This window comes from Acidovorax sp. NPDC077693 (assembly GCF_044542805.1).
Taxonomy (GTDB): Bacteria; Pseudomonadota; Gammaproteobacteria; order Burkholderiales; family Burkholderiaceae_C; genus Acidovorax.
Genome location: NZ_JBITVD010000007.1, coordinates 120,469 through 138,778 on the forward strand (window position 1 = coordinate 120,469; position 18,310 = coordinate 138,778).

20 protein-coding genes are annotated in these 18,310 nt (G+C 64.5%); 13 read left to right on the plus strand and 7 right to left on the minus strand.

Features of this window, described 5'->3' with window-relative positions:
- Nucleotides 1-151 precede the first annotated feature (151 nt).
- A complete protein-coding gene (locus ACIGHN_RS11445; RefSeq protein ID WP_396504452.1) occupies nucleotides 152-1,132 on the minus strand; it encodes a Bug family tripartite tricarboxylate transporter substrate binding protein in 981 nt (326 codons plus the stop codon).
- A 14-nt stretch (nucleotides 1,133-1,146) separates the two neighbouring features.
- Nucleotides 1,147-2,175 carry a porin gene (locus tag ACIGHN_RS11450; RefSeq protein WP_396504453.1) on the minus strand — a complete coding sequence of 343 codons (1,029 nt, stop codon included), beginning with the start codon at nucleotides 2,173-2,175 and terminating at the stop codon, nucleotides 1,147-1,149.
- Between the two features lie 201 nt (nucleotides 2,176-2,376).
- Between ACIGHN_RS11450 and ACIGHN_RS11455 the strand changes: the two genes are divergently transcribed.
- Nucleotides 2,377-3,747: an adenylosuccinate lyase family protein gene (locus tag ACIGHN_RS11455; protein WP_396504454.1), complete on the plus strand. Its 1,371-nt coding sequence runs from the start codon at nucleotides 2,377-2,379 to the stop codon at nucleotides 3,745-3,747.
- A gap of 29 nt (nucleotides 3,748-3,776) precedes the next feature.
- On the opposite strand, the gene ACIGHN_RS11460 is transcribed toward ACIGHN_RS11455, so the two are convergent.
- Both ACIGHN_RS11460 and ACIGHN_RS11465 read right to left on the minus strand, forming a co-directional pair.
- Nucleotides 3,777-4,907 carry a GntR family transcriptional regulator gene (locus tag ACIGHN_RS11460; protein ID WP_396504455.1) on the minus strand — a complete coding sequence of 377 codons (1,131 nt, stop codon included), beginning with the start codon at nucleotides 4,905-4,907 and terminating at the stop codon, nucleotides 3,777-3,779.
- A gap of 51 nt (nucleotides 4,908-4,958) precedes the next feature.
- Nucleotides 4,959-5,996, minus strand: a complete 1,038-nt coding sequence (locus ACIGHN_RS11465; RefSeq protein WP_396504456.1) for a LacI family DNA-binding transcriptional regulator — start codon at nucleotides 5,994-5,996, stop codon at nucleotides 4,959-4,961.
- Nucleotides 5,997-6,458: 462 nt separating this feature from the next.
- Between ACIGHN_RS11465 and kdgD the strand changes: the two genes are divergently transcribed.
- From kdgD to gudD, 3 genes are all read left to right on the plus strand, one after another.
- On the plus strand, nucleotides 6,459-7,370 hold the full coding sequence (gene kdgD / locus ACIGHN_RS11470; protein ID WP_396504457.1) for a 5-dehydro-4-deoxyglucarate dehydratase: 912 nt from the start codon (nucleotides 6,459-6,461) through the stop codon (nucleotides 7,368-7,370).
- A gap of 107 nt (nucleotides 7,371-7,477) precedes the next feature.
- Nucleotides 7,478-8,467, plus strand: coding sequence for a Bug family tripartite tricarboxylate transporter substrate binding protein (locus ACIGHN_RS11475; protein WP_396504585.1), 990 nt, complete (start codon nucleotides 7,478-7,480; stop codon nucleotides 8,465-8,467).
- 158 nt (nucleotides 8,468-8,625) lie between these two features.
- Complete coding sequence (gudD, locus tag ACIGHN_RS11480; RefSeq protein WP_396504458.1) at nucleotides 8,626-9,978, plus strand: glucarate dehydratase; 1,353 nt, start codon at nucleotides 8,626-8,628, stop codon at nucleotides 9,976-9,978.
- Nucleotides 9,979-10,126: 148 nt separating this feature from the next.
- On the opposite strand, the gene ACIGHN_RS11485 is transcribed toward gudD, so the two are convergent.
- The 3 genes from ACIGHN_RS11485 to ACIGHN_RS11495 all read right to left on the minus strand — a co-directional run bounded on the left by ACIGHN_RS11485 (nucleotide 10,127) and on the right by ACIGHN_RS11495 (nucleotide 12,771).
- Nucleotides 10,127-11,656: an ATP-binding protein gene (locus ACIGHN_RS11485; RefSeq protein WP_056421127.1), complete on the minus strand. Its 1,530-nt coding sequence runs from the start codon at nucleotides 11,654-11,656 to the stop codon at nucleotides 10,127-10,129.
- Nucleotides 11,657-11,666: 10 nt separating this feature from the next.
- A complete protein-coding gene (gene ompR, locus ACIGHN_RS11490) occupies nucleotides 11,667-12,398 on the minus strand; it encodes a two-component system response regulator OmpR (RefSeq protein ID WP_010460834.1) in 732 nt (243 codons plus the stop codon).
- 88 nt (nucleotides 12,399-12,486) lie between these two features.
- The gene (locus ACIGHN_RS11495) at nucleotides 12,487-12,771 is read right to left on the minus strand and encodes a helix-turn-helix domain-containing protein (RefSeq protein WP_396504459.1); all 285 of its coding nucleotides are present in this window, start codon (nucleotides 12,769-12,771) and stop codon (nucleotides 12,487-12,489) included.
- Between the two features lie 119 nt (nucleotides 12,772-12,890).
- On the opposite strand from ACIGHN_RS11495, the gene ACIGHN_RS11500 reads away from it, so the two are divergent.
- The 9 genes from ACIGHN_RS11500 to ACIGHN_RS11540 all read left to right on the plus strand — a co-directional run bounded on the left by ACIGHN_RS11500 (nucleotide 12,891) and on the right by ACIGHN_RS11540 (nucleotide 18,308).
- Nucleotides 12,891-13,277 carry a hypothetical protein gene (locus ACIGHN_RS11500; RefSeq protein WP_396504460.1) on the plus strand — a complete coding sequence of 129 codons (387 nt, stop codon included), beginning with the start codon at nucleotides 12,891-12,893 and terminating at the stop codon, nucleotides 13,275-13,277.
- Complete coding sequence (locus ACIGHN_RS11505; RefSeq protein WP_396504461.1) at nucleotides 13,274-13,489, plus strand: hypothetical protein; 216 nt, start codon at nucleotides 13,274-13,276, stop codon at nucleotides 13,487-13,489. Before ACIGHN_RS11500 ends, ACIGHN_RS11505 begins: the two co-directional genes overlap by 4 nt.
- Before the next feature lie 511 nt (nucleotides 13,490-14,000).
- Entirely contained in the window at nucleotides 14,001-15,266 is a 1,266-nt protein-coding gene (locus ACIGHN_RS11510) for a replication initiation factor domain-containing protein (protein WP_396504462.1), read from the plus strand.
- Between the two features lie 38 nt (nucleotides 15,267-15,304).
- Complete coding sequence (locus ACIGHN_RS11515; protein ID WP_396504463.1) at nucleotides 15,305-15,622, plus strand: hypothetical protein; 318 nt, start codon at nucleotides 15,305-15,307, stop codon at nucleotides 15,620-15,622.
- Nucleotides 15,622-15,831: a hypothetical protein gene (locus ACIGHN_RS11520; RefSeq protein WP_396504464.1), complete on the plus strand. Its 210-nt coding sequence runs from the start codon at nucleotides 15,622-15,624 to the stop codon at nucleotides 15,829-15,831. Before ACIGHN_RS11515 ends, ACIGHN_RS11520 begins: the two co-directional genes overlap by 1 nt.
- Before the next feature lie 237 nt (nucleotides 15,832-16,068).
- Nucleotides 16,069-16,275, plus strand: a complete 207-nt coding sequence (locus ACIGHN_RS11525) for a hypothetical protein (RefSeq protein WP_396504465.1) — start codon at nucleotides 16,069-16,071, stop codon at nucleotides 16,273-16,275.
- Between the two features lie 3 nt (nucleotides 16,276-16,278).
- Complete coding sequence (locus ACIGHN_RS11530; RefSeq protein ID WP_396504466.1) at nucleotides 16,279-16,512, plus strand: major capsid protein; 234 nt, start codon at nucleotides 16,279-16,281, stop codon at nucleotides 16,510-16,512.
- Between the two features lie 446 nt (nucleotides 16,513-16,958).
- Entirely contained in the window at nucleotides 16,959-18,005 is a 1,047-nt protein-coding gene (locus tag ACIGHN_RS11535; RefSeq protein WP_396504467.1) for a hypothetical protein, read from the plus strand.
- 3 nt (nucleotides 18,006-18,008) lie between these two features.
- Nucleotides 18,009-18,308 carry a DUF2523 domain-containing protein gene (locus tag ACIGHN_RS11540; protein ID WP_396504468.1) on the plus strand — a complete coding sequence of 100 codons (300 nt, stop codon included), beginning with the start codon at nucleotides 18,009-18,011 and terminating at the stop codon, nucleotides 18,306-18,308.
- Nucleotides 18,309-18,310 lie beyond the last annotated feature (2 nt).

An 18,310-nucleotide genomic window follows, 5' to 3' on the forward strand; every position in this document is an offset into this window, starting at 1 on the left:
CCTATGGCGCCGGTGGTGAAAAAACTGGCGGGCGCGGTGCGCAACTGAGTCCGCCCCGTCGTCCCACCCGCCATGGCGAAGGAGGCACCGCCAGCGCCACCAGGAGGGTGCGGTGCCTTGCGCAAACAGTCGGCGGCCTTGCTGTCTGCCGTCACTCCATCGTGATTTTGGAGTTGGTCACGATGTCGCGGTACAGCGCAGCCTGGGGCTTGATGAAGGCCTTGAACTCGGACCCACCCATGGGTGCCACGGTGATGCCTGCGTCCAGCAGCTTCTGGCGCAGCTCGGGCTGGGCCAGCGTCTCCTTCAGGGCCTTGTCGTACGCGGCCACGGTGGTGGCGGGTGTGCCAGCCTTGAGGAACAACCCCTGCCACAGCGGCAAAGCCATACCGGCGAAGCCGTCTTCCTCACCGATGCGCTTGACGTCGGGAAGCTGGGGTACGCGCACGGTGTCGGAGACCGACAGGGCCTTGATCTTGCCGTCCTTGAGGAATGGCATCGCGGTGGAGAGCACCAGCATGGCGCTGTCCACCTGGCCGCCCACCAGGTCGTTGGTGATGTGCGTGCCGCCGCGGTAGGGCACGTGCAGCATGGCGACCTTGGCCTGCTTGTTGATGAGCGCGCCGTACAGGTGCTGCATGGTGCCGATGCCCGGCGTGGCGAAGTTGATGCTGTCCTTGCCGCCTTTGCGCAGTGCCGCCACCAGGTCGGCCAGGCTGGCGTAAGGGGCCGCCTTGGGCACGGCGAAGATCATGGGCACGGTGCTCATGCGGCCCACGGGCACCAGGTCGTTCTCCCAGTCGAGCTTGACCTTGGCGTTGACCATGGGCACCACGACCGTGTCGGTGCCGCCCATGTAGAGCAGGCTGCCGTCGGTGGGCCCGTTGAGCACGCGTTGAGCGGCCAGCATGCCGCTGGCGCCGGCCGCGTTCTCGACGATGACGGTGCGTGACAGGCGTTTGCCCAGCTCTGTGCCCACGACGCGCGCCACCAGGTCGGCGCTGCCGCCGGCCGAGTAACCCACGATGAGCGAGATGGGTTTGCTGTCGCCCTGGGCATGGACTGCAAGGCTGGGGGCCAGTGCGCCTGCCGCGATGGCGGCAGCTTGATTCAGGAGTTCTCTGCGTTGCATGGCATGCCTCCTGTTCAGAACGTGTGCTTCACGCCGAAATCGATCGCCGTGGTGCGTGTGAGCCCGTCGCGCTGGGCGGTACCCAGGTTGGTGTAGAGCAAAGTGCGCTTGCTCAGGTCGTACTGCAGGCCCACGCCGATCATCTGCGAATCGAGGTTCGTCGCTGGGTTGAGCTTCCCGTACATCACATAGGTGCGGCCGAAGCTCAGCGGCACCAGGGCCGAGACGCTGTAGGCAGTGGCATCGCCGTTGAGGCCGCCCTTGGCGCGGCTGACGCTGGCCTTGGCCTGCACCACGCCGAAATCGTATCCGCCCGCCACCAGTGCCAAGTGGGTGCTGGCGTCGAGCCGGTCAAATGCGGCGCCCAGCCACACCGGGCCGTTCTTGTACTGCAGGTTGCCCGAGGTGGCGTTGCTGCGTGTGCCCTCTCCCAGTGCTGCGGCAACCTCTGCGCTGACGCCCGCAATGGTGGGCGACTTGTAGCCGACCGTGTTGGCCCAACGGATGTTGGAGGCCTCCACCGTGGCGGCCACCGGCGTGTAGTTGGCATAGGTGTAGGCGGAGCCGAGCTGGCTCACATAGCTCCAGTAGGTGGGGTCGGCGTTCAGCGCCACGGTGTAGGCGGCCGAGTATTCGCGGCCCGCATACACCTCGCCCCAATCCTTGCTGCCCACGGCCACCACCGAGCGGCCCAGCCAGAACACATTGGGGTTGCTGGGCGCGCCGGTGTCGGCGGCAAAGCGGTGCTCCAGCTGAAAGCGCGAGTACAGGCCGCCACCCAGGTCCTCGCGCGCCGCAAAGCCCAGGCGCGAGGTGTTGCCGGCCTTGAGCGTCCACACCAGGGGCGTCACGCCGCGGCCGGGCAGCAGCGCGCCCGGCGTGGTGCCGCCGTTGGCGCGGGCCAGGCCCTGGTCGACGATCCCGTAGATGGTGAGCGAGGACTGCGCCTGCGCTGCACCGCAGGCACCAAGGCCGGCGAAGGCCAGTAACAGCGCGAGAGAGGTGGAGCAGGCGGGGGCACCTGCCGGGGAATACCTTGTCATGGACTTGTCTCCGATGGGATGGGGTTTGTAGCTGACAGTCAAATTGTATGTATTGATTTTTTGTAATGCAATACAATGCAACTCAATCGAAGGCGTGCCTGGTGCTATTCGATGCTGAATCTATTCAGATTTTTCTAATCAAATCAATACAATACAAGTGCAATCCAGGGACATACCCTAGGTTGTATGAACGGAGCACACATGGCGGTCGGAATGTTCGAATCCTTCATCACGGGCCACTGGTTCAGTGCCGAGGCCAAGGCCTTTTGGAGCGATGGCGCTACGCTGCAAGCCTGGCTGGACGTGGAGGCCGCGCTGGCCCGTGCGCAGGCCGAGCTGGGCGTGATCCCGTCCGAGGCGGCGCCCGTGATTGCCGCGAACGCCCGTGCCGAGCTGTTCGACCTGCCGCAGCTCGCAGAGGCCATCGCTTTTGCCCAGCACCCACTGGTCCCGGTGCTGCACCGCTTCGAGCAGTTGTGCGGCGAGCCGGCAGCCGGCTACATCCACTGGGGTGCCACCACGCAGAACATCTTCGACACCGCCAGCGCGCTGCAGATGCAGCGCACGCACGCGCTGCTGGCGGGGCACCTGGATGGCGCCATCGATGCGCTGGCCACGCTGGCCCTGGCGCACCAGGCCACGCCCATGGCAGGGCGCACGCATGGCCAGCATGCGCTGCCCATGACGCTGGGCTTCAAGCTCGCGGGCTGGGTGGACGAGCTCGACCGCAGCCGCCAGCGCCTGGCCGAGCGGCTGGCCACATGCTTCCCGGCCAGCATGGGCGGCGCCATCGGCACCTTTGCCGCCACCGGGCCGCTGGGGCCGGCGGTCCAGGCACGGCTGGCGGCGCAACTGGGGCTGCTGGCAGCGCCGCTGCCGCTGCGGTCGTCCTTCGACCGGGCAGGTGATTACCTGGCTGCGCTGGGCTTGCTCGCTGGCACGGCCCAGAAGATCGCGCAGGATGTCGTCTTTTTGCAGCGCACCGAGATCGGCGAGGTGGCCGAGGCGTTCCACCTGGGCAAGGTGGGCAGCTCCACCATGGCGCAAAAGCGCAACCCCTCCACCGCGCTGCTGCTGGTGAGCCTGGCACGCATGCTGCGCACCCGCGTGCAGGCCGCGCAGGACACGATGGTGCGCATGGACGAGGGCGATTCATCGGCCACCAACGTGGCAGATGCCCTGCTGCCCGAGATCGCCATCATCGCCGCCTCGGTCACGGAAACGCTGGCGCGCCTGGCCCGCGGCCTGGTCGTGGACGAAGAGGCGATGGCGCGCAATTTGGGGCTGACGCAGGGCCTGATCGCATCCGAAGCCGTGATGATGCGGCTGACCCAGCGCATGGGCCGGCATGAAGCGCACCGCCTGCTCTACGCGGCAGCGCAGCGCGCGCAGTCCGAGGGCGTGTCCTTCGTGGAGGCGATCCGTGCGCTGCCACCGTTTGACGGCGGTGCCCTGCCGGCCGACCTGCTGCGGGCGCTGGATGCAAAGACCTATGTGGGCGAGTCGGCGGCGCTCACGGTGCAGACGGTGGCGCGTGTGGCACCCGGCTGCTTGGAGCCAGTTCGCCGATGAGAGACCTCAGGCAGCTCGTGAACAGGTTGTCAGGCTAAAGCCGCCACCGATGTGCCCACGCGACGCACCACAGGCGTGAGGTGGATGCCGTAGGGCCTGTCGGCATCCGTCCAGCGCGCGGTAATGGCGCCGTGCAGGGCCTCCACCTGATCGGCCACGCTGCAGCCCACCACGTCGAAGAAATCGGCATGCTCGTTGGCCAGGTCGGTGCGGCCCAGCAGCACTACGCTCAGCTGCGCGGGCACGGCGATGCCGGAATGGGTCAGCAGGCGCTGAAACAGGGCACCGTCCTCGATGCCCCAGGCCACCAGCGCGGTGAAGGGCAGGGCGACGCTGCCACCGGCGCTGGCCTGCAACTGCTGCACCAGCCGTGTGGCGTAGTCCTCGTGTGGGAGCTGGTCCAGAGTGATCTCGATCAGCTCCACGCCGGGCAGGGTGTGCTGCAGGCTGGCAAAGCGGCGCCGCCCGAGCTGCGTGGCCAGATAGGGGTGGGCCGTCGTGGCATAGGCGATGCGCCGGTGCCCTTGCTGCACCAGCTGTTCGATGGCGGCGGCCAGCGGTTCGCCCCATTCAGTGCCGACGGCCTCGACGTCGGCACCCACCAGGGCTGCGCCGTCAACGGCCAGCACCTCGCACTTGTCGCGCAGCGCGGCCAGCAGGGCAATGGGAATGGCCTTGAAGGTGGACTGCACCACGCAGGCATCGAAGCGCGGCAGGCCCTTGAGCACGGTGAGTGCGTGGTCCGGGTCGTTGTACGACAGCTCCAGCACCCGGTGTCCTTCGGCCGCCAGGCGGCGCTGCAGCCCTTCCACCAGTACCCGGCCGCGCGCAATGCTGATGGAGCGGCGCAGCAGCAGCACCGATTTCACGGCGGGGAGGGCGGTGCCGACCGCAGGCGTCCGGGGGCGCTCGCCGTCAGCCGGCGCTGCTGCGGCACGGTGTGCGCCGGTGCCCCGAAAGTAGGTGCCACGCCCTACCTGCGAGTCGATCAGGCCCCGGTCCTTGAGTCCCTGGAAAGCGCGCTGCACCAGCATCTGCGATGCGCCAAAGCGCTTCATCAGCTCGCGGATGGTGGGAAGGCGCTCGCCGGGTTGGGCCTTGTGGGCCAACTGGTCGAGGAACTGGTCGAGGTCCGGCGGAGAGCTGGCGGTGCTGCGCATGATGTCAATACAATACACCACAAATTGCATGTGGCGCCTGGGCGGGTGCGGCTATGCGCTTTCCCGCTCCACGATGGAAAAGCCGATGTCCACCACCGGCTCCGCCACGGACTTGCCGTCGGCCCGGTCGGCGATCCACTGAGCCGCCATCTGCCCCATGCGCGTGCCGTCGATGCGCACGGTGGTCAGGCTGGGGCTCACCGTCTGCGCGAAGTCGATATCGCCAAACCCCACCACCGCCAGCGGCCCGGGCACGGCAATGCCGCGCACGCGTGCCTCCGTCAACACGCCCAGTGCCAGCATGTCGGAGCTGCAGAACACCGCGTCGATGTCCGGCGCATCGGCCAGCAGTGCGGCCAGGCCGTCACGGCCGTCGGCGTGCGTGGTGGGGGATTTGCCCAGCCGCACCGCCGGCTCGCGCAGGCCCAGGCGCAGGGCCGCGGCCTGGAAGCCGCGGGCGCGGCGGGCGGCGCGTTCGTCACCACCGCTGAGCAGCGCCAGGCGCCGCCGGCCCTTGGCGAACAGGTGCTCGCACACGGCCGCACCCAGGGCTTCGTGCCGCAGGCCCACCAGCATGTCGATGGGGGTGTCGGTGAAGTCCCAGGTCTCCACAATGGGGATGCCCGATGCCATCAGCATGCGGCGCCCTTCGGGCGAGTGCATGACGCCCGTGACCACGATGCCGTCGGGGCGCCGGCCGACGATGGCGCGCAGCAGTTCGTCCTCACGCGAGTGTGCATAGCCGATCTGACCCACCATCACCTGGAACCCTCGCAGTTCCAGCGCATCGGTGAGCGACTGCACCATCTCGCCAAACAGCGGACCGGTCAGGGTAGGAACCAGCGCGGTGACCACATGGCTGCGCGCCGAGCGCAACCCCCCGGCCACCAGGTTGGGCACGTAGCCCATGTTGAAGACGGCCTCCTGCACGCGCACCCGCGTCGCCTCCGACACCTGGTGCGGTGTGTTGATGGCGCGCGAGACGGTGATCATCGACACGCCCGCGCGCTCGGCCACCTCCCGCAGCGTGACCGCAGGGCGGTCGCGCGGTGCGGGGGATGCTGTGGCGGGAGTGGAGGGGGCTTGCATGGTCGGAGTCTATCGACAAGCAGTGTGGAATTGCCTCGTGGACGGGGTCGGCGGTGAGCCTGGCGCGACTCAGTGTGGCATTGGCCGGCGTAGCTGCCGCTGTGAGGGTCAGCGTCCAGAAGCGTCCCCCAGAGTGATTTCCGCTGCCTGAATGTTTGCGAGTTTGAATAAACATGGCTGCTACCGCTTGATGGTCAAGCGTTTTAAGCTATTAAAAATATAGCAAAGCATTTTTTGGGAGGCTTCGCAGCATAACCAAAGAGATCCCATGACTAAGGGTTAACCTTAGTATCGAATGATTTTGTTAACGTTAACATTTGGCTTGAAAAATGCAAATACAGCGTATCTCCCAGGTACGTGTGGACGCGTCAAAGCAGTTGTATGACTTCTGTCGCGGCCGACGACGCTGCTGCTGGTGCCTGTTTTTTGCCATCTCCCACCCACCGATCTGACTGGATGACCATGAACCCGCAAGAACTCAAATCCATCATGGGCTCCGGCCTGCTGTCGTTCCCCATCACCGACTTCGACGAGCAGGGTGAATTCCGCCCCAAGACCTACATCGAGCGCCTGGAGTGGCTGGCTCCCTATGGCGCCAGCGCTCTCTTTGCCGCCGGCGGCACGGGTGAGTACTTCTCGCTGTCGGGCCCCGAGTACGGCCAGGTGGTCAAGACCGCGGTGGACACCTGCCGCGGCAAGGTGCCGATCATTGCCGGCGCCGGCGGCCCCACCCGCACCGCCATCGCCCATGCCCAGGAAGCCGAGCGTCTGGGCGCCCACGGTATCCTGCTCTTGCCCCACTACCTGACCGAAGCCGGCCAGGAAGGCCTGATCGAGCATGTGGCCCAGGTGTGCAACAGCGTGAAGTTCGGCGTCATCGTCTACAACCGCGACCGCACCAAGCTCACGGCCAACTCCCTGGCCATCCTGGCCGACCGCTGCCCCAACCTGATCGGCTTCAAGGACGGCGTGGGCAACATCGAGACCATGTCTTCGATCTTCATGAAGATGGGCGACCGCTTCTCCTACCTGGGCGGGCTGCCCACGGCCGAGGTCTATGCGGCTGCCTACAAGGCGCTGGGCACGCCGGTGTATTCGTCGGCAGTGTTCAACTTCATCCCCAAGACCGCGATGGAGTTCTACAAGGCCGTGGCGGCGGACGACACCGCCACGCAGCACAAGCTGCTCAAGGAGTTCTTCATGCCCTACCTGGCCATCCGCAACCGGGTGGAAGGCTATGGCGTCTCCATCATCAAGGCGGGCGCCAAGATCGTGGGCCACGACGGCGGCCCGGTGCGCGCGCCGCTGACGGACTTGAAGCCCAGCGAGATGGAAGAGCTCAAGGCGCTCATCGACAAGCTCGGCCCGCAGTAACTGCACTACGCGCCCAGCCCGACCCCATCCCGTTCCACGCAAGACCCGACCCAGGCCCCGCAGAGGGCTGTGTCAACCATCCAACTTCGGAGACATCCACCATGTTCATCAAGAAACTGCTGCTGACCGCAAGCGCGTGCAGCCTGGCTTTTGCTTTCGCCGCATCGGCCCAGACGGCCGCGCCCGGTACACCCGCAGCCTGGCCTGAAAAGCCCGTGACCATCGTCGTGCCGTTCCCGGCCGGCGGCTCCACCGACATGGTGGCCCGCGCCGTGGCGCAGCACATGGGCGACAAGCTGGGCCAGAATTTCGTGGTGGACAACCGCCCCGGTGCCACGGGCACGCTGGGCGCTGGCATGGTCAAGCGCGCGCCGGCCGATGGCTACACGCTGCTGGTGTCCTCGCTGGGCGCCTTCGTCGTGGCGCCGCACCTGCTCAAGAGCGTGCCGTACGACGCGCTCAAGGATTTCGACTACATCACCGTGCCGGTGCAGGCGCCCAACGTGCTGGTGGCCGCCCCTGGCCAGAAGGCGCGCACCGTGAAGGAAGTGATCGCCCAGCTCAAGGCCAACCCCGGCAAGGTGAGCTTCGCGAGTTCGGGCAACGGCTCGTCGGACCACCTCTCGGCCGAAGTGTTCTGGCAGCAAAGTGGCACCGAAGGCCTGCACATCCCCTACAAGGGCGGCGCTCCGGCCATCAACGACCTGCTGGGCGGGCAGGTGGAGTTCTCGTTCCAGAACGTGAACGCCGTGCTGCAGCACATCCGCGGCGGCAAGCTGCATGCAATCGCTGTGACCGGTGACAAGCGCAGCCCGGTGCTGCCCGACGTGCCCACCCTGGCCGAGGCCGGTGTGGCCGGTGCCGAGGTGTACTCGTGGCAAGGCATGGCCGCGCCCAAGGGTCTGCCGCCCGCGCTCAAGAAGAAGCTCTCGGACGCAGCCATCGCCGCCCTGAACGACCCGACCGTGAAGAAACGCATGCTCGACCAGGGCCTGGAGATCGTGGCCAGCACGCCCGAAGCCTTCACCGCTTACCAGGCGCGCGAATTCGCGCGATGGAAGACAGTCATCGAGACCCGCAAGATCACTGCCGATTGAGAGCGACTCAAAAACCTCTTGTGGCGTTGTTGCTCCGTCTTGTCGTGCTCCTCGCACTGCATGCGACGCAGCGCCTGGCCAGAACCGCTTCGCCGAGGTTTGTGAGCCGCTTTGACACGAAAGACCCGGGGGGCGCTCCCCCCATATTCCAGAACACCATGACCACCTCTTCCAACCCTTCTGCCGCCAGCACCCCCGTCGTCACCGAGCTGCGCGTGGTGCCGGTGGCGGGCCACGACAGCATGCTCATGAACCTGAGCGGCGCGCACGGCCCGTTCTTCACGCGCAACCTGCTCATCCTGCGTGACAGCGCGGGCAACACCGGGGTGGGCGAGGTGCCCGGCGGCGAGAAGATTCGCCAGACCATCGAGGACGCACGGCCGCTGATCGTGGGCCGCCCCATCGGGCACCACAACGCCGTGCTCAACGCCATGCGCGCGCAGTTTGCCGGCCGCGATGCAGGCGGGCGCGGGTTGCAGACGTTTGATCTTCGCATCACCATCCACGCGGTCACCGCCGTGGAATCAGCCTTTCTGGACCTGCTGGGCCAGCACCTGAACGTGCCCGTGGCCGCGCTGTTGGGCGATGGCGTGCAGCGCGAATCGGTGCAGATGCTGGGCTACCTGTTCTACGTGGGGGACCGCCAAAAGACCGACCTGGCCTACCGCACCGAGCCCGGTGCCGACAACGACTGGTTCCGCCTGCGCAACGAGAAGGCCATGACCGCCGACGGCATCGTGCGCCTGGCCGAGGCCGCATACGAGCGTTACGGCTTTGCCGACTTCAAGCTCAAGGGCGGCGTGCTGCGCGGCGAGGAAGAGGTCGAGGCCATCCGCGCGCTGCACGATCGCTTTCCGGAAGCGCGTGTGACGCTGGACCCCAACGGCGGCTGGCTGCTGAAGGACGCCATCCGCATCACGCGCGACCTGCACGGCGTGATGGCCTATGCCGAGGATCCCTGCGGCGCCGAAGGCGTGTTCTCGGGCCGCGAGGTGATGGCCGAGTTTCGCCGCGCCACGGGCCTGCCCACCGCCACCAACATGGTGGCCACCGACTGGCGCGAGATGGCCCACAGCCTGGCCCTGCAGTCGGTGGACATCCCCCTGGCTGACCCGCATTTCTGGACCATGGCCGGGTCGGTGCGCGTGGCGCAGATGTGCCAGGCCTTCGGCCTGACCTGGGGCTCGCATTCCAACAACCACTTCGATGTCTCGTTGGCCATGTTCACCCACGTGGGCGCCGCCGCCCCCGGCCGCGTGACGGCCATCGACACGCACTGGATCTGGCAGGACGGCGAACGCCTGACCAAGGAGCCGTTCCAGATCAAGGACGGCTTCATCCAGCTCCCCAAAAAGCCCGGCTTGGGCGTGGAGCTGGACATGGACGAGGTCGAGCGGGCCCACCGCCTGTATCTGGAGCACGGCCTGGGCGCGCGCGACGATGCGATCGCCATGCAGTACCTGATTCCGGGCTGGAAGTTCAACAACAAATCGCCGTGCATGGTGCGTTGAACGGTAGACGCTGGTGCGTCGTCACCCCGTCGTGTCGCACTCGCGGCATTGAGCAAGGTGTAAAGAGCCACCTCAGCCCAGGTGCGGCACGGCACAAAGCAAAAAGCCCCGAAGTCCGGGGCTTTTTGCATTGGGGAAAGAGGGCGGCTCAGGCCGTCCGGTCTTCGGCGCGGCGCCGGGGCAACTGGCGCTTGACGGACGGGCGTTGCAGCCGCTGCTTGGGGTCGGCGCCATCCGGCAGCCCTGTGGCGCGCTGCAGCTGCAGGTGCGCCACCAGGCCGCCCGTGCTGGAGTTGGCCAGCGCGAAGATGCCGCCCATGCGCTGCACGGTCTTGTCCACGATGGACAGGCCCAGGCCCGCGCCCGCCGCTGCGGTGCGCGCCGAGTCGCCGCGGAAGAAGGGCTTGGTCAGGTTGGACAACTGCTCGGGCGGCACACCCGGGCCGTGGTCGCGCAGCTTGACCAGCACCCAGTTCTCGCGCCCCTTGGCGGCGATGTCCACGTTGGTGATGCCGGTGTCCTCCGCCTTGCCGTAGCGCCGCGCGTTTTCCAGCAGGTTGGAGATCACGCGCGCCAGTTCCACCTCGTCGGCCAGCACGTTCAGGTCCTCGGGGACCGACATCGTGATCTGCAGCTCGCGGTGGTCCTGCACGGCATAGACGCACGACGACACCACGGCATGCAGGTTCACCGGGGTGAGCGTGACGTGGTCGGGCCGCGCGTAGTCCAGGAACTTGTCGATGGTGGCGTCGAGCTGCACGATGTCCGCCACCATGTGCTCGCGGGCGACCTCGTCGTTCACGCTCATCTCGGTTTCGAGCCGCAGGCGCGCCAGGGGCGTGCGCAGGTCGTGCGAGATGCCGGCCAGCATCACCGCGCGGTCCTGCTCCAGCTTGGCCAGCTTTTGCGCCATGCGGTTGAAGCCGATGTTGACCTCGCGGATCTCGCTGGTCACCACCTCTTCATCCAGGTGGCTGGCTGCGAAGTCGCCGTCCTTGACGCGGTTGGCAGCGTACGATAGCTGCTTGAGCGGCCGGTTGATCAGCCGCGCAATGGCCGCAGCACCCGCCAGCGACAGGGCGCCCGCGGTGATGAGCCAGATCAGCCAAGTGCGGCCGCCAGCCGGGCTGAACCGCGAGCGGTCCATCAGCAGCCAGTTGGGGTCGCCGTTGATGTTGAAACCCACCCACAGGCCGGTCTCGCCGTTCACGTTCTGGGCCACGATGGTGTCGGGCCCCAGGCGCTGGGTGAGCTCGTCGGTGAGGCGGTTGCCCAGGGCCGTGCCTTCGAGCAGCTCGAACTTGTCCTTGGGCTCGCGCGGGAGGATGCGCACACCTTCCTGGTCCGCCATGGTCTTGATGAGCGAGACGCGTGCAATCGCATCCGAGTGCACCAGTGCCGCGCGGCTCAGGTTGACCAGCGATGCGATCTGCTGCGCCGTGTGCAGCGTGCGCGGCTCGAACTCCAGCGCCCGCAGCGTCTGCAGCCAGGCCAGGATACTGCCCACCAGCAGCAAGGCCAGCAGGAAGAACGTGCGCCAGAAAAGGTTGAGCCCCACGCGCGCGCGCTGCTCCCGCGCAAGGCGCAGGGCTTCGAGAGGCGCGGGGCTGGTGGCGTCGGGCGGGGCGGTCACGGATTGCCGGAAAGGGGGTCTCGGCTTGCCGTCATTCTTTCGCATGAAGAGGGGCTCAGCTGGTTCCGTCCGGCACGAACACGTAGCCCACGCCCCACACCGTCTGGATGTAGCGCGGTGCGGCAGCATCGACCTCGACCAGCTTGCGCAGGCGCGAGACCTGCACGTCCAGGCTGCGGTCGAAGGGCTCGAACTCGCGGCCGCGTGCCAGCAGGGCCAGCTTTTCGCGGGACAGCGGCTGGCGCGGGTGGCGCACAAGCGCCTTGAGCATTGCGAATTCGCCGGTGGTCAGCGGCAGTTCTTCACCATTGCGCTGCAGGGCGCGCGTGCCCAGGTCGAAGGTGAATGGGCCGAAGGTGACGACCTCGTTGTCGCCCGACGGGGCACCGGGGGCTTCCTGCGCGGGGCGGCGGCGCAGCACGGCGTGGATGCGGGCCAGGAGTTCGCGGGGATTGAAGGGCTTGCCCAGGTAGTCGTCGGCGCCCACTTCCAGGCCGACGATGCGGTCCACGTCCTCGCCCTTGGCGGTGAGCATGATGATGGGGGTGCGGTCATTGGCGGCGCGCAGGCGGCGGCAAATCGACAAGCCATCTTCGCCCGGCATCATCAGGTCGAGCACGATGATGTCCACCGTCTCGCGCAGCAGCAGGCGGTTCAGGGCCTTGCCGTCTTCAGCGACCATGACCTCGAAGCCTTCCTGCGTCAGATAGCGGCGCAGCAGATCACGGATACGGGCGTCGTCGTCCACCACGAGAACTTTGTCGGTGCGATTGGTTGTTGTGGCCATGTAGATCTCAAGTCCAATTTGTAACAGAGCCGATTCTGACCACTTGGAACGCCGAAGTTCGGGTTTTGGGGGGTGGTTTGACCAACTGTTACAACATTTGCCCGGTCGCTAACTTCAGTTTGTCAAGCCAAAAGGGGCGTTCTTCCTCTGGCGTTTTCTCGCAGGTGAGATTGGTTGCGGCGATTACTTGCATGGCGTCAAGTTGTGCGCCTTCAGCAATTTTTGCGATTGCAATGTCAGGGAGTTTGCTCCGCCCTTTCATGTACTTGTTGAACGTCTGTTCGTTGATTCCCAGCGCCTCTGCCACCTCCCGGTCGAAGCGCATGCCGCACTTGGCCTTATAGATTCCAACTATTGATTGCATAGCGTTCATAGAAATTCTCCACGTGTAAAAACTGTCTGAAAAAGCTAAAATATAGCCATATCGGATAGATAAGTCGCCACTCGGGTGAATAACTAGCCGGTCTGAACTTTACACCCATGGAGCGACCCATGCCAGCCCATCAACTGCAATTCCCCGAGCTCGCCGCGATTGACGCGGCCAATGATTGCCACTCTCCCGTCTGCACAGGTGCATCTGTGGCCCTGGTCGCTCAGGTTGGCGGCGAGAGTGGCATTCAGACCGGGAACGAAAAGCGCAAGGGCCGCAAGCCATCACACGCCAATGCAGCCGCACGTAAGGCTGCTTACCGCGCCGATAAGGCCCGCGTCGATTTCACCGACAAGCCCGAAATCATTGCCAAGCTGCGCGAGACGGCGGGCATGCTCGATTGCAGCGTCAACGAGCTGCTGCAGTCCATGGTGCGCTTCGCTGAGTGCAACCGCAATTGGAAGCAGGTCGGCCTCTACGGCGCCCGCAATAACGGGGCGCTGCAATGAGTCCCGAAACCAAGCGCGACCTGCAATACCGCTGCCGCCGGGCCATTGCGGCCCCGGTCCCGAAAAGCGTTCTCGAAGGCGGTGCCTCAAGGGCTGCTGACTACAAGCATTGCGCTGCCGTGGTCGGCGCATACCTGCGTACCGGTCACCAAGCTGACCGCGCCCGCCTGCACGTGCTGCGCCTTGAAGGCATGCAGGGGTTGCTGCCATGACCCCGGGGCACGTCCTGGCGACGTTATCAACGTCCGAGATCGTTGCTGGCGTCGTCGCTGTCTACTGTTTCGTTCTGGCCTGCGTCGTCCTGGCCTGGGTGGTGCTCAGGGCATTGGATGCCGCCGCCCTCTCTTTGGAGACAGCCGGGGACCCGCACAGCGCGATTAGCGCGGCCCCGCAGGGGTGTGCGGGGCAGGGTATGGGCAGCATGCCCATGTCGCCCTGCGTGCAACCCGTACCGCGTGAAAACGCCCCTACCGACCGCGCCACCGCGCAAGGGATCGTTACCCGAATGGGCCGAGACGCGAAGCGGCTTGGTGGCGAAGCCATAGAGCCCGGTCCCGAAGGGATGCGCCCTGCTTGTGTTGCCTGCGCATCGTGCGCTGCGGCGTTCTCCCCCGACCTGTGCGCCCGCGCCCGCAAGCGAAGCGCGGGCGCGGGCGCCGGGGCGGGGCAGGCGCCAACCATCCCCGATGGTAATCACGGGGATAACCAAAAAGAGGCCACCGAATGACCCGCCCAGCAAACTCCAAGCTGAACAAGCATTCCCAAACGTGCGCCCTCGTGCTTGAAGGCAATCAGGTCAAGGTCCGATTGATCGCTGAGCGACTTGAAACCAAGGTGCCTGTACACGTCGATTGGCTGCGCTTCACCTGCCAAGTGCGAAACGCTCCAATGCCAGTAGCAGACGTTCTGTTCCCCCCTCCAGTGCAAAGCACGCTTGAGCGTCCTCTGTCGCCCTTCGAAGAGGACCACGGCACGTATGAGGCTCAGCGCTTTGCCCGCTTCATGCGCAAGCTGCAGGAAGTGCCAGACGTCGACTTTGCGCTCAGCACGCAAGCTGTTGAACTGGCTATGCGCGTCGTCAATGCGCTCGGCGAAGGCTTTACAGTTGCGCCGGAAATCCGCAAGGGTCACGACTTTTACAAGAGCCGCTGGAGCATCGAGCGCAACGGCGAAGAAGTAGGCTGGATCGGCTTCGGTGCAAGCGGTGAAAGCCCGCGCCAGCAAGCGCAAAAGCGCACGCTGCACGTCAACCTCTACGGCACGGCATGCACCTTTGCAAAGCCCTCCTGGCGCTTCGCCATGGCCGATTTGGTCGATGACGTTAAAGGCGTCCTCACACGCTGCGACCTCGCTCTCGATTTCTTCGAAGGCATCGCAGGCGGCATGCCGCGCATCAAGTCCGACTATGAAAGCGGGCTCATGGATGTGGGCGGCAGACGCCTCAAATGCAACATGGTCGGCGATTGGTCCAACGGCAAAGCCCGGAGCTTTTACGTGGGCTCGAAAGAGGTAGGCAAGCAAACCAACGTTTACGAAAAGGGCCACCAGCTCTTCGGCGACAAAGACGCCTCTGGCTGGATGCGCGCAGAGCTGCGCCTTGGCAACAAAGCCCGCGTGCTCGATGTCGACATGCTGCGCCGCCCCGCTGACTTCTTTGCAGAGGCCAGCACATGGCACGCCTCACTGCTGCGCGAAGCCGATGAACTGCTCGAGCTCGAGCCCGCAAGCCTTGCTTGCAATGGCCGTCTGGCCGCTGAAACCATCGAAGCCGAAGTCACGCGCAACAAGCGCTGGGTTCGCGACGTCGCAGGCCCCAGCTTGGCCCTCATGTTCACCCTCATGGACGGCGAAGAGTTCGCCTCCATCGTCGAAGGCGCAAGCCTCCCCGGTCGCCTTCGCCGCTTCAAGCGCGAAGAGATCGCCCGCGTCTACGAACGCGCAACCAAGCGAGTTTTCAAGGGCGCAGACGCTGGCCACGTCACCGCATAGCCCTCAAACCAAGGCCCAAACCATAGAGAGAAATCACCATGCAATTCAAATCCGAAGTCATCGTTCACGGCGTCAAGGAAAGCGAAGGCGTAGTCGAAGGCCGCGCATTCAGCAGCACAACGTTTCACTGCGAAGTAGACCTTGCAGAAAACAGTGCAGGCCGCTCCATCGGTCGTGCGACTCGCCCTTTCAAGCTTGGCGACGCAAAGGAATTCGACAAGTGGGCCCACCTCGGCGCATCGCTGCCTATCAAGGCGCTGGCTACTTTTGAGATGGCGGCTGCTGCAGCGGACGGCACAAAGATGGTCCTGGTCGATATCCGTCCGGTCGACAAAGCGCCCGCTAAGGCTGTGTGATGAGCTACGTGATCCAGTCGGCAACCACGGGCGCATTCCTCGCCCCCTCGTATGAGGACGGACAGCCCGAATGGGTCATGTTGCTGCGCGAAGCCGTTGCGCTTGAAGACCTCGAAACCGTCGCGCAGCTCATCGAAGACCACGCAGAGCCCTTCCATCGGGCTCAGGTTGTGGACCTTCGCGAACTGCACCGCTCTGTGGCCCTGTAGTCACATCAAGCGGCAACCCCCTTAACTGCGATAGATCGCAAAACGTTCCCGGACACGACATGAACGAAATTGATCTTGCACAAGTAGCCCAGCGGCTCGCTGTCCTGGGCATCTGCAGCGGCTTCATAGGCGCAGGCCTCTGGCATCTTCTTGTGGGCTCCCTGCATGTGCTTGCCTGCCGTCTGCACGCCTACGCAGCACGCCGCCAGCGCATGGCAGCCGCACGCGTTCGCTCCCATGCCTGAGCAAACCATCCAATGCGCCTCGGCCTGCACCGTCACCCTGCAGGTCGAAGTAACTACGCCACTGCTCAACCTCACGGCGGAGCAGGGCGGCGAACTCGCGATTGCCGTCATCGCGGTGTGGTCCGTAGGCCTCCTGTTTCGGGAGCTCTATCGGGCCATTTTTGTAGACGGATCTTCCTCAACCACTGAAAAGGAGTGAACCATGCCATCTCTCGCCCTCATCTCGCGCCGTAAGGGTGCCATTGCTACCGCTGTTTTCGTTGCTGCCCTGTTCGCAACGCCGGCTTTTGCTGCTGCCCCTGCGCAGCCTGACGTGACTGACGTAGTTGCGTACATGACCGGCGCTATCGCCACCGTCGCACTGCTGGGCAATGCCCGCCTGCTGATTGCTGTGGCAGTTGGTGTGTTCCGCTGGATTCGTGGCGCTATGCGCTAACCACTGGGCGTAACTGCTCAGTGCCCCGGGGCTGCAGACCTGGGGGCCTTTGCCCATGTGCGCATGTCGCGTGCATCGTCAAGGGAGAACGATATGGGCCTCATTGTCATGGTTGCATTCCTGGGGGCCGCATGGCTAATGTTCTCCGCGTAGCGCTCGTTTGGCTCCTCCTTGTGGCTGTGTCGTTCGCGCACGCAGCGTTTCCTGCGGCGGATCAGTGGGACACCTCATCGTGCAACGCCTCGTTGTGGCAGCACGACATAACCCCCTATCCGGGCGCGTCGTGGTCTTGCAAAGCTACCGGTAATCCAAACGTGCAGGATTGCGGCGTCACCTACGCTAACGGGTCCTACTCGGGCAAGTGCACGGTTCAAAAGTTGCCAAACAGTTGTCCCGCTGGTAGCACGTCGGATGGCGCCGGTAGCTGTAGCTGTAATGCTGGCTATTTGCAGGTTGGCAACACCTGCGAGCAAGCCAACCAGGACAAGCTGGCGTGTTTCAACCTCGCAGGCTCCGGCACCTTGCCGGGGGGTGTGCTGGCTCAGGAATACCGCTACCAGGGCAATGTGGCCGACGGGTCTAAGTTCTGCATAGAGGCTCCTGGCACCACTGCCGGAAAGGGCTGTACCGTGACCTTCAGCCGGGATGCATACCTCGATTACGGTGGTGGCAACTCGGTTACTGAGGGGCGTATATCCATGTCTCCTGATTCAAACGTCGTTGACCAGTCTTGCACCCTCGGCGAAGGACAAAATCCCAAGCCCGCGCCCCCTCGGGAGAAGTGCCCTAACGGATACAGCGGCATGGTCAACGGCGTGGATACCTGCGTGAACAGGGTGCCCGATAGTGGTGCGGACGGCGGTGATAAAACAGAGAGCGAAGAAGACAACGGTACCGAGACGCGGCGCGTGACTACTGACAAAAACACGACGTGCAAAAACGGGGTGTGCACGACGGTCACGACAGTCACTACGACGATTACGAATAACAGCACTGGCGCATCAAGTAGCTCGACCAGTACCAGCACCACTACTAAGCCGCAGGCAGGTTTCTGCCAAGAAAATCCACGCTCAAAGCTCTGCAGCGACGGCGATGAAAAAGGCTCGTCGTTCGGTGGCACTTGCAGTGCTGGATTTACCTGTGAAGGTGATGCGATTCAGTGCGCAATTGCTCAGGAACAGCACCGCAGGGCCTGCAAGCTTTTCGACGATGTGGATTCGCAGGAATACAAGCTCTATCAGCAAGAAAAGAGTAAGACCGGCAAGCGCACTGGTGACCTTCCCGGCAACGAAACCATCTCGTTTGGCTCTGGCCGGTATGACAGCTCCAACATGCTTGGCGCTGGTAGCTGCATCAGCGATCTCACAGTGGACATCATGGGCAAAAACGTCGTGCTGCCCCTCAGCAATATCTGCCCCATGCTCGCCACGCTGCGCTTAGCGCTGCTCGCTTTTGGCGCGCTGCTGTGGGTCATCATCGTTTTTAGGGGGTAGGTCATGCCAGCATTTGTCGCCATGCTCATGGGAGCATTGATCAACATTGCGGGGACGTTGGTCGGCCGCGTGCTCATCGCCCTTGGGTTGAGTGTCGTTACGTTCACGGGTCTGTCGAGCACTCTTGACTGGGCGAAGAACAACGTCGCAAGTTCGTTCGGTTCCATGCCCTCTGAGGTCGTCGGCATGTTGTCGATGCTTGGCGTCGGTGAGTTTCTCTCGATCATTCTGAGTGCTATCACGGCCCGCATGCTGTTGCAGGGGCTTACGGATGGATCGCTTAAAAAGTGGGTGCTCAGATGATT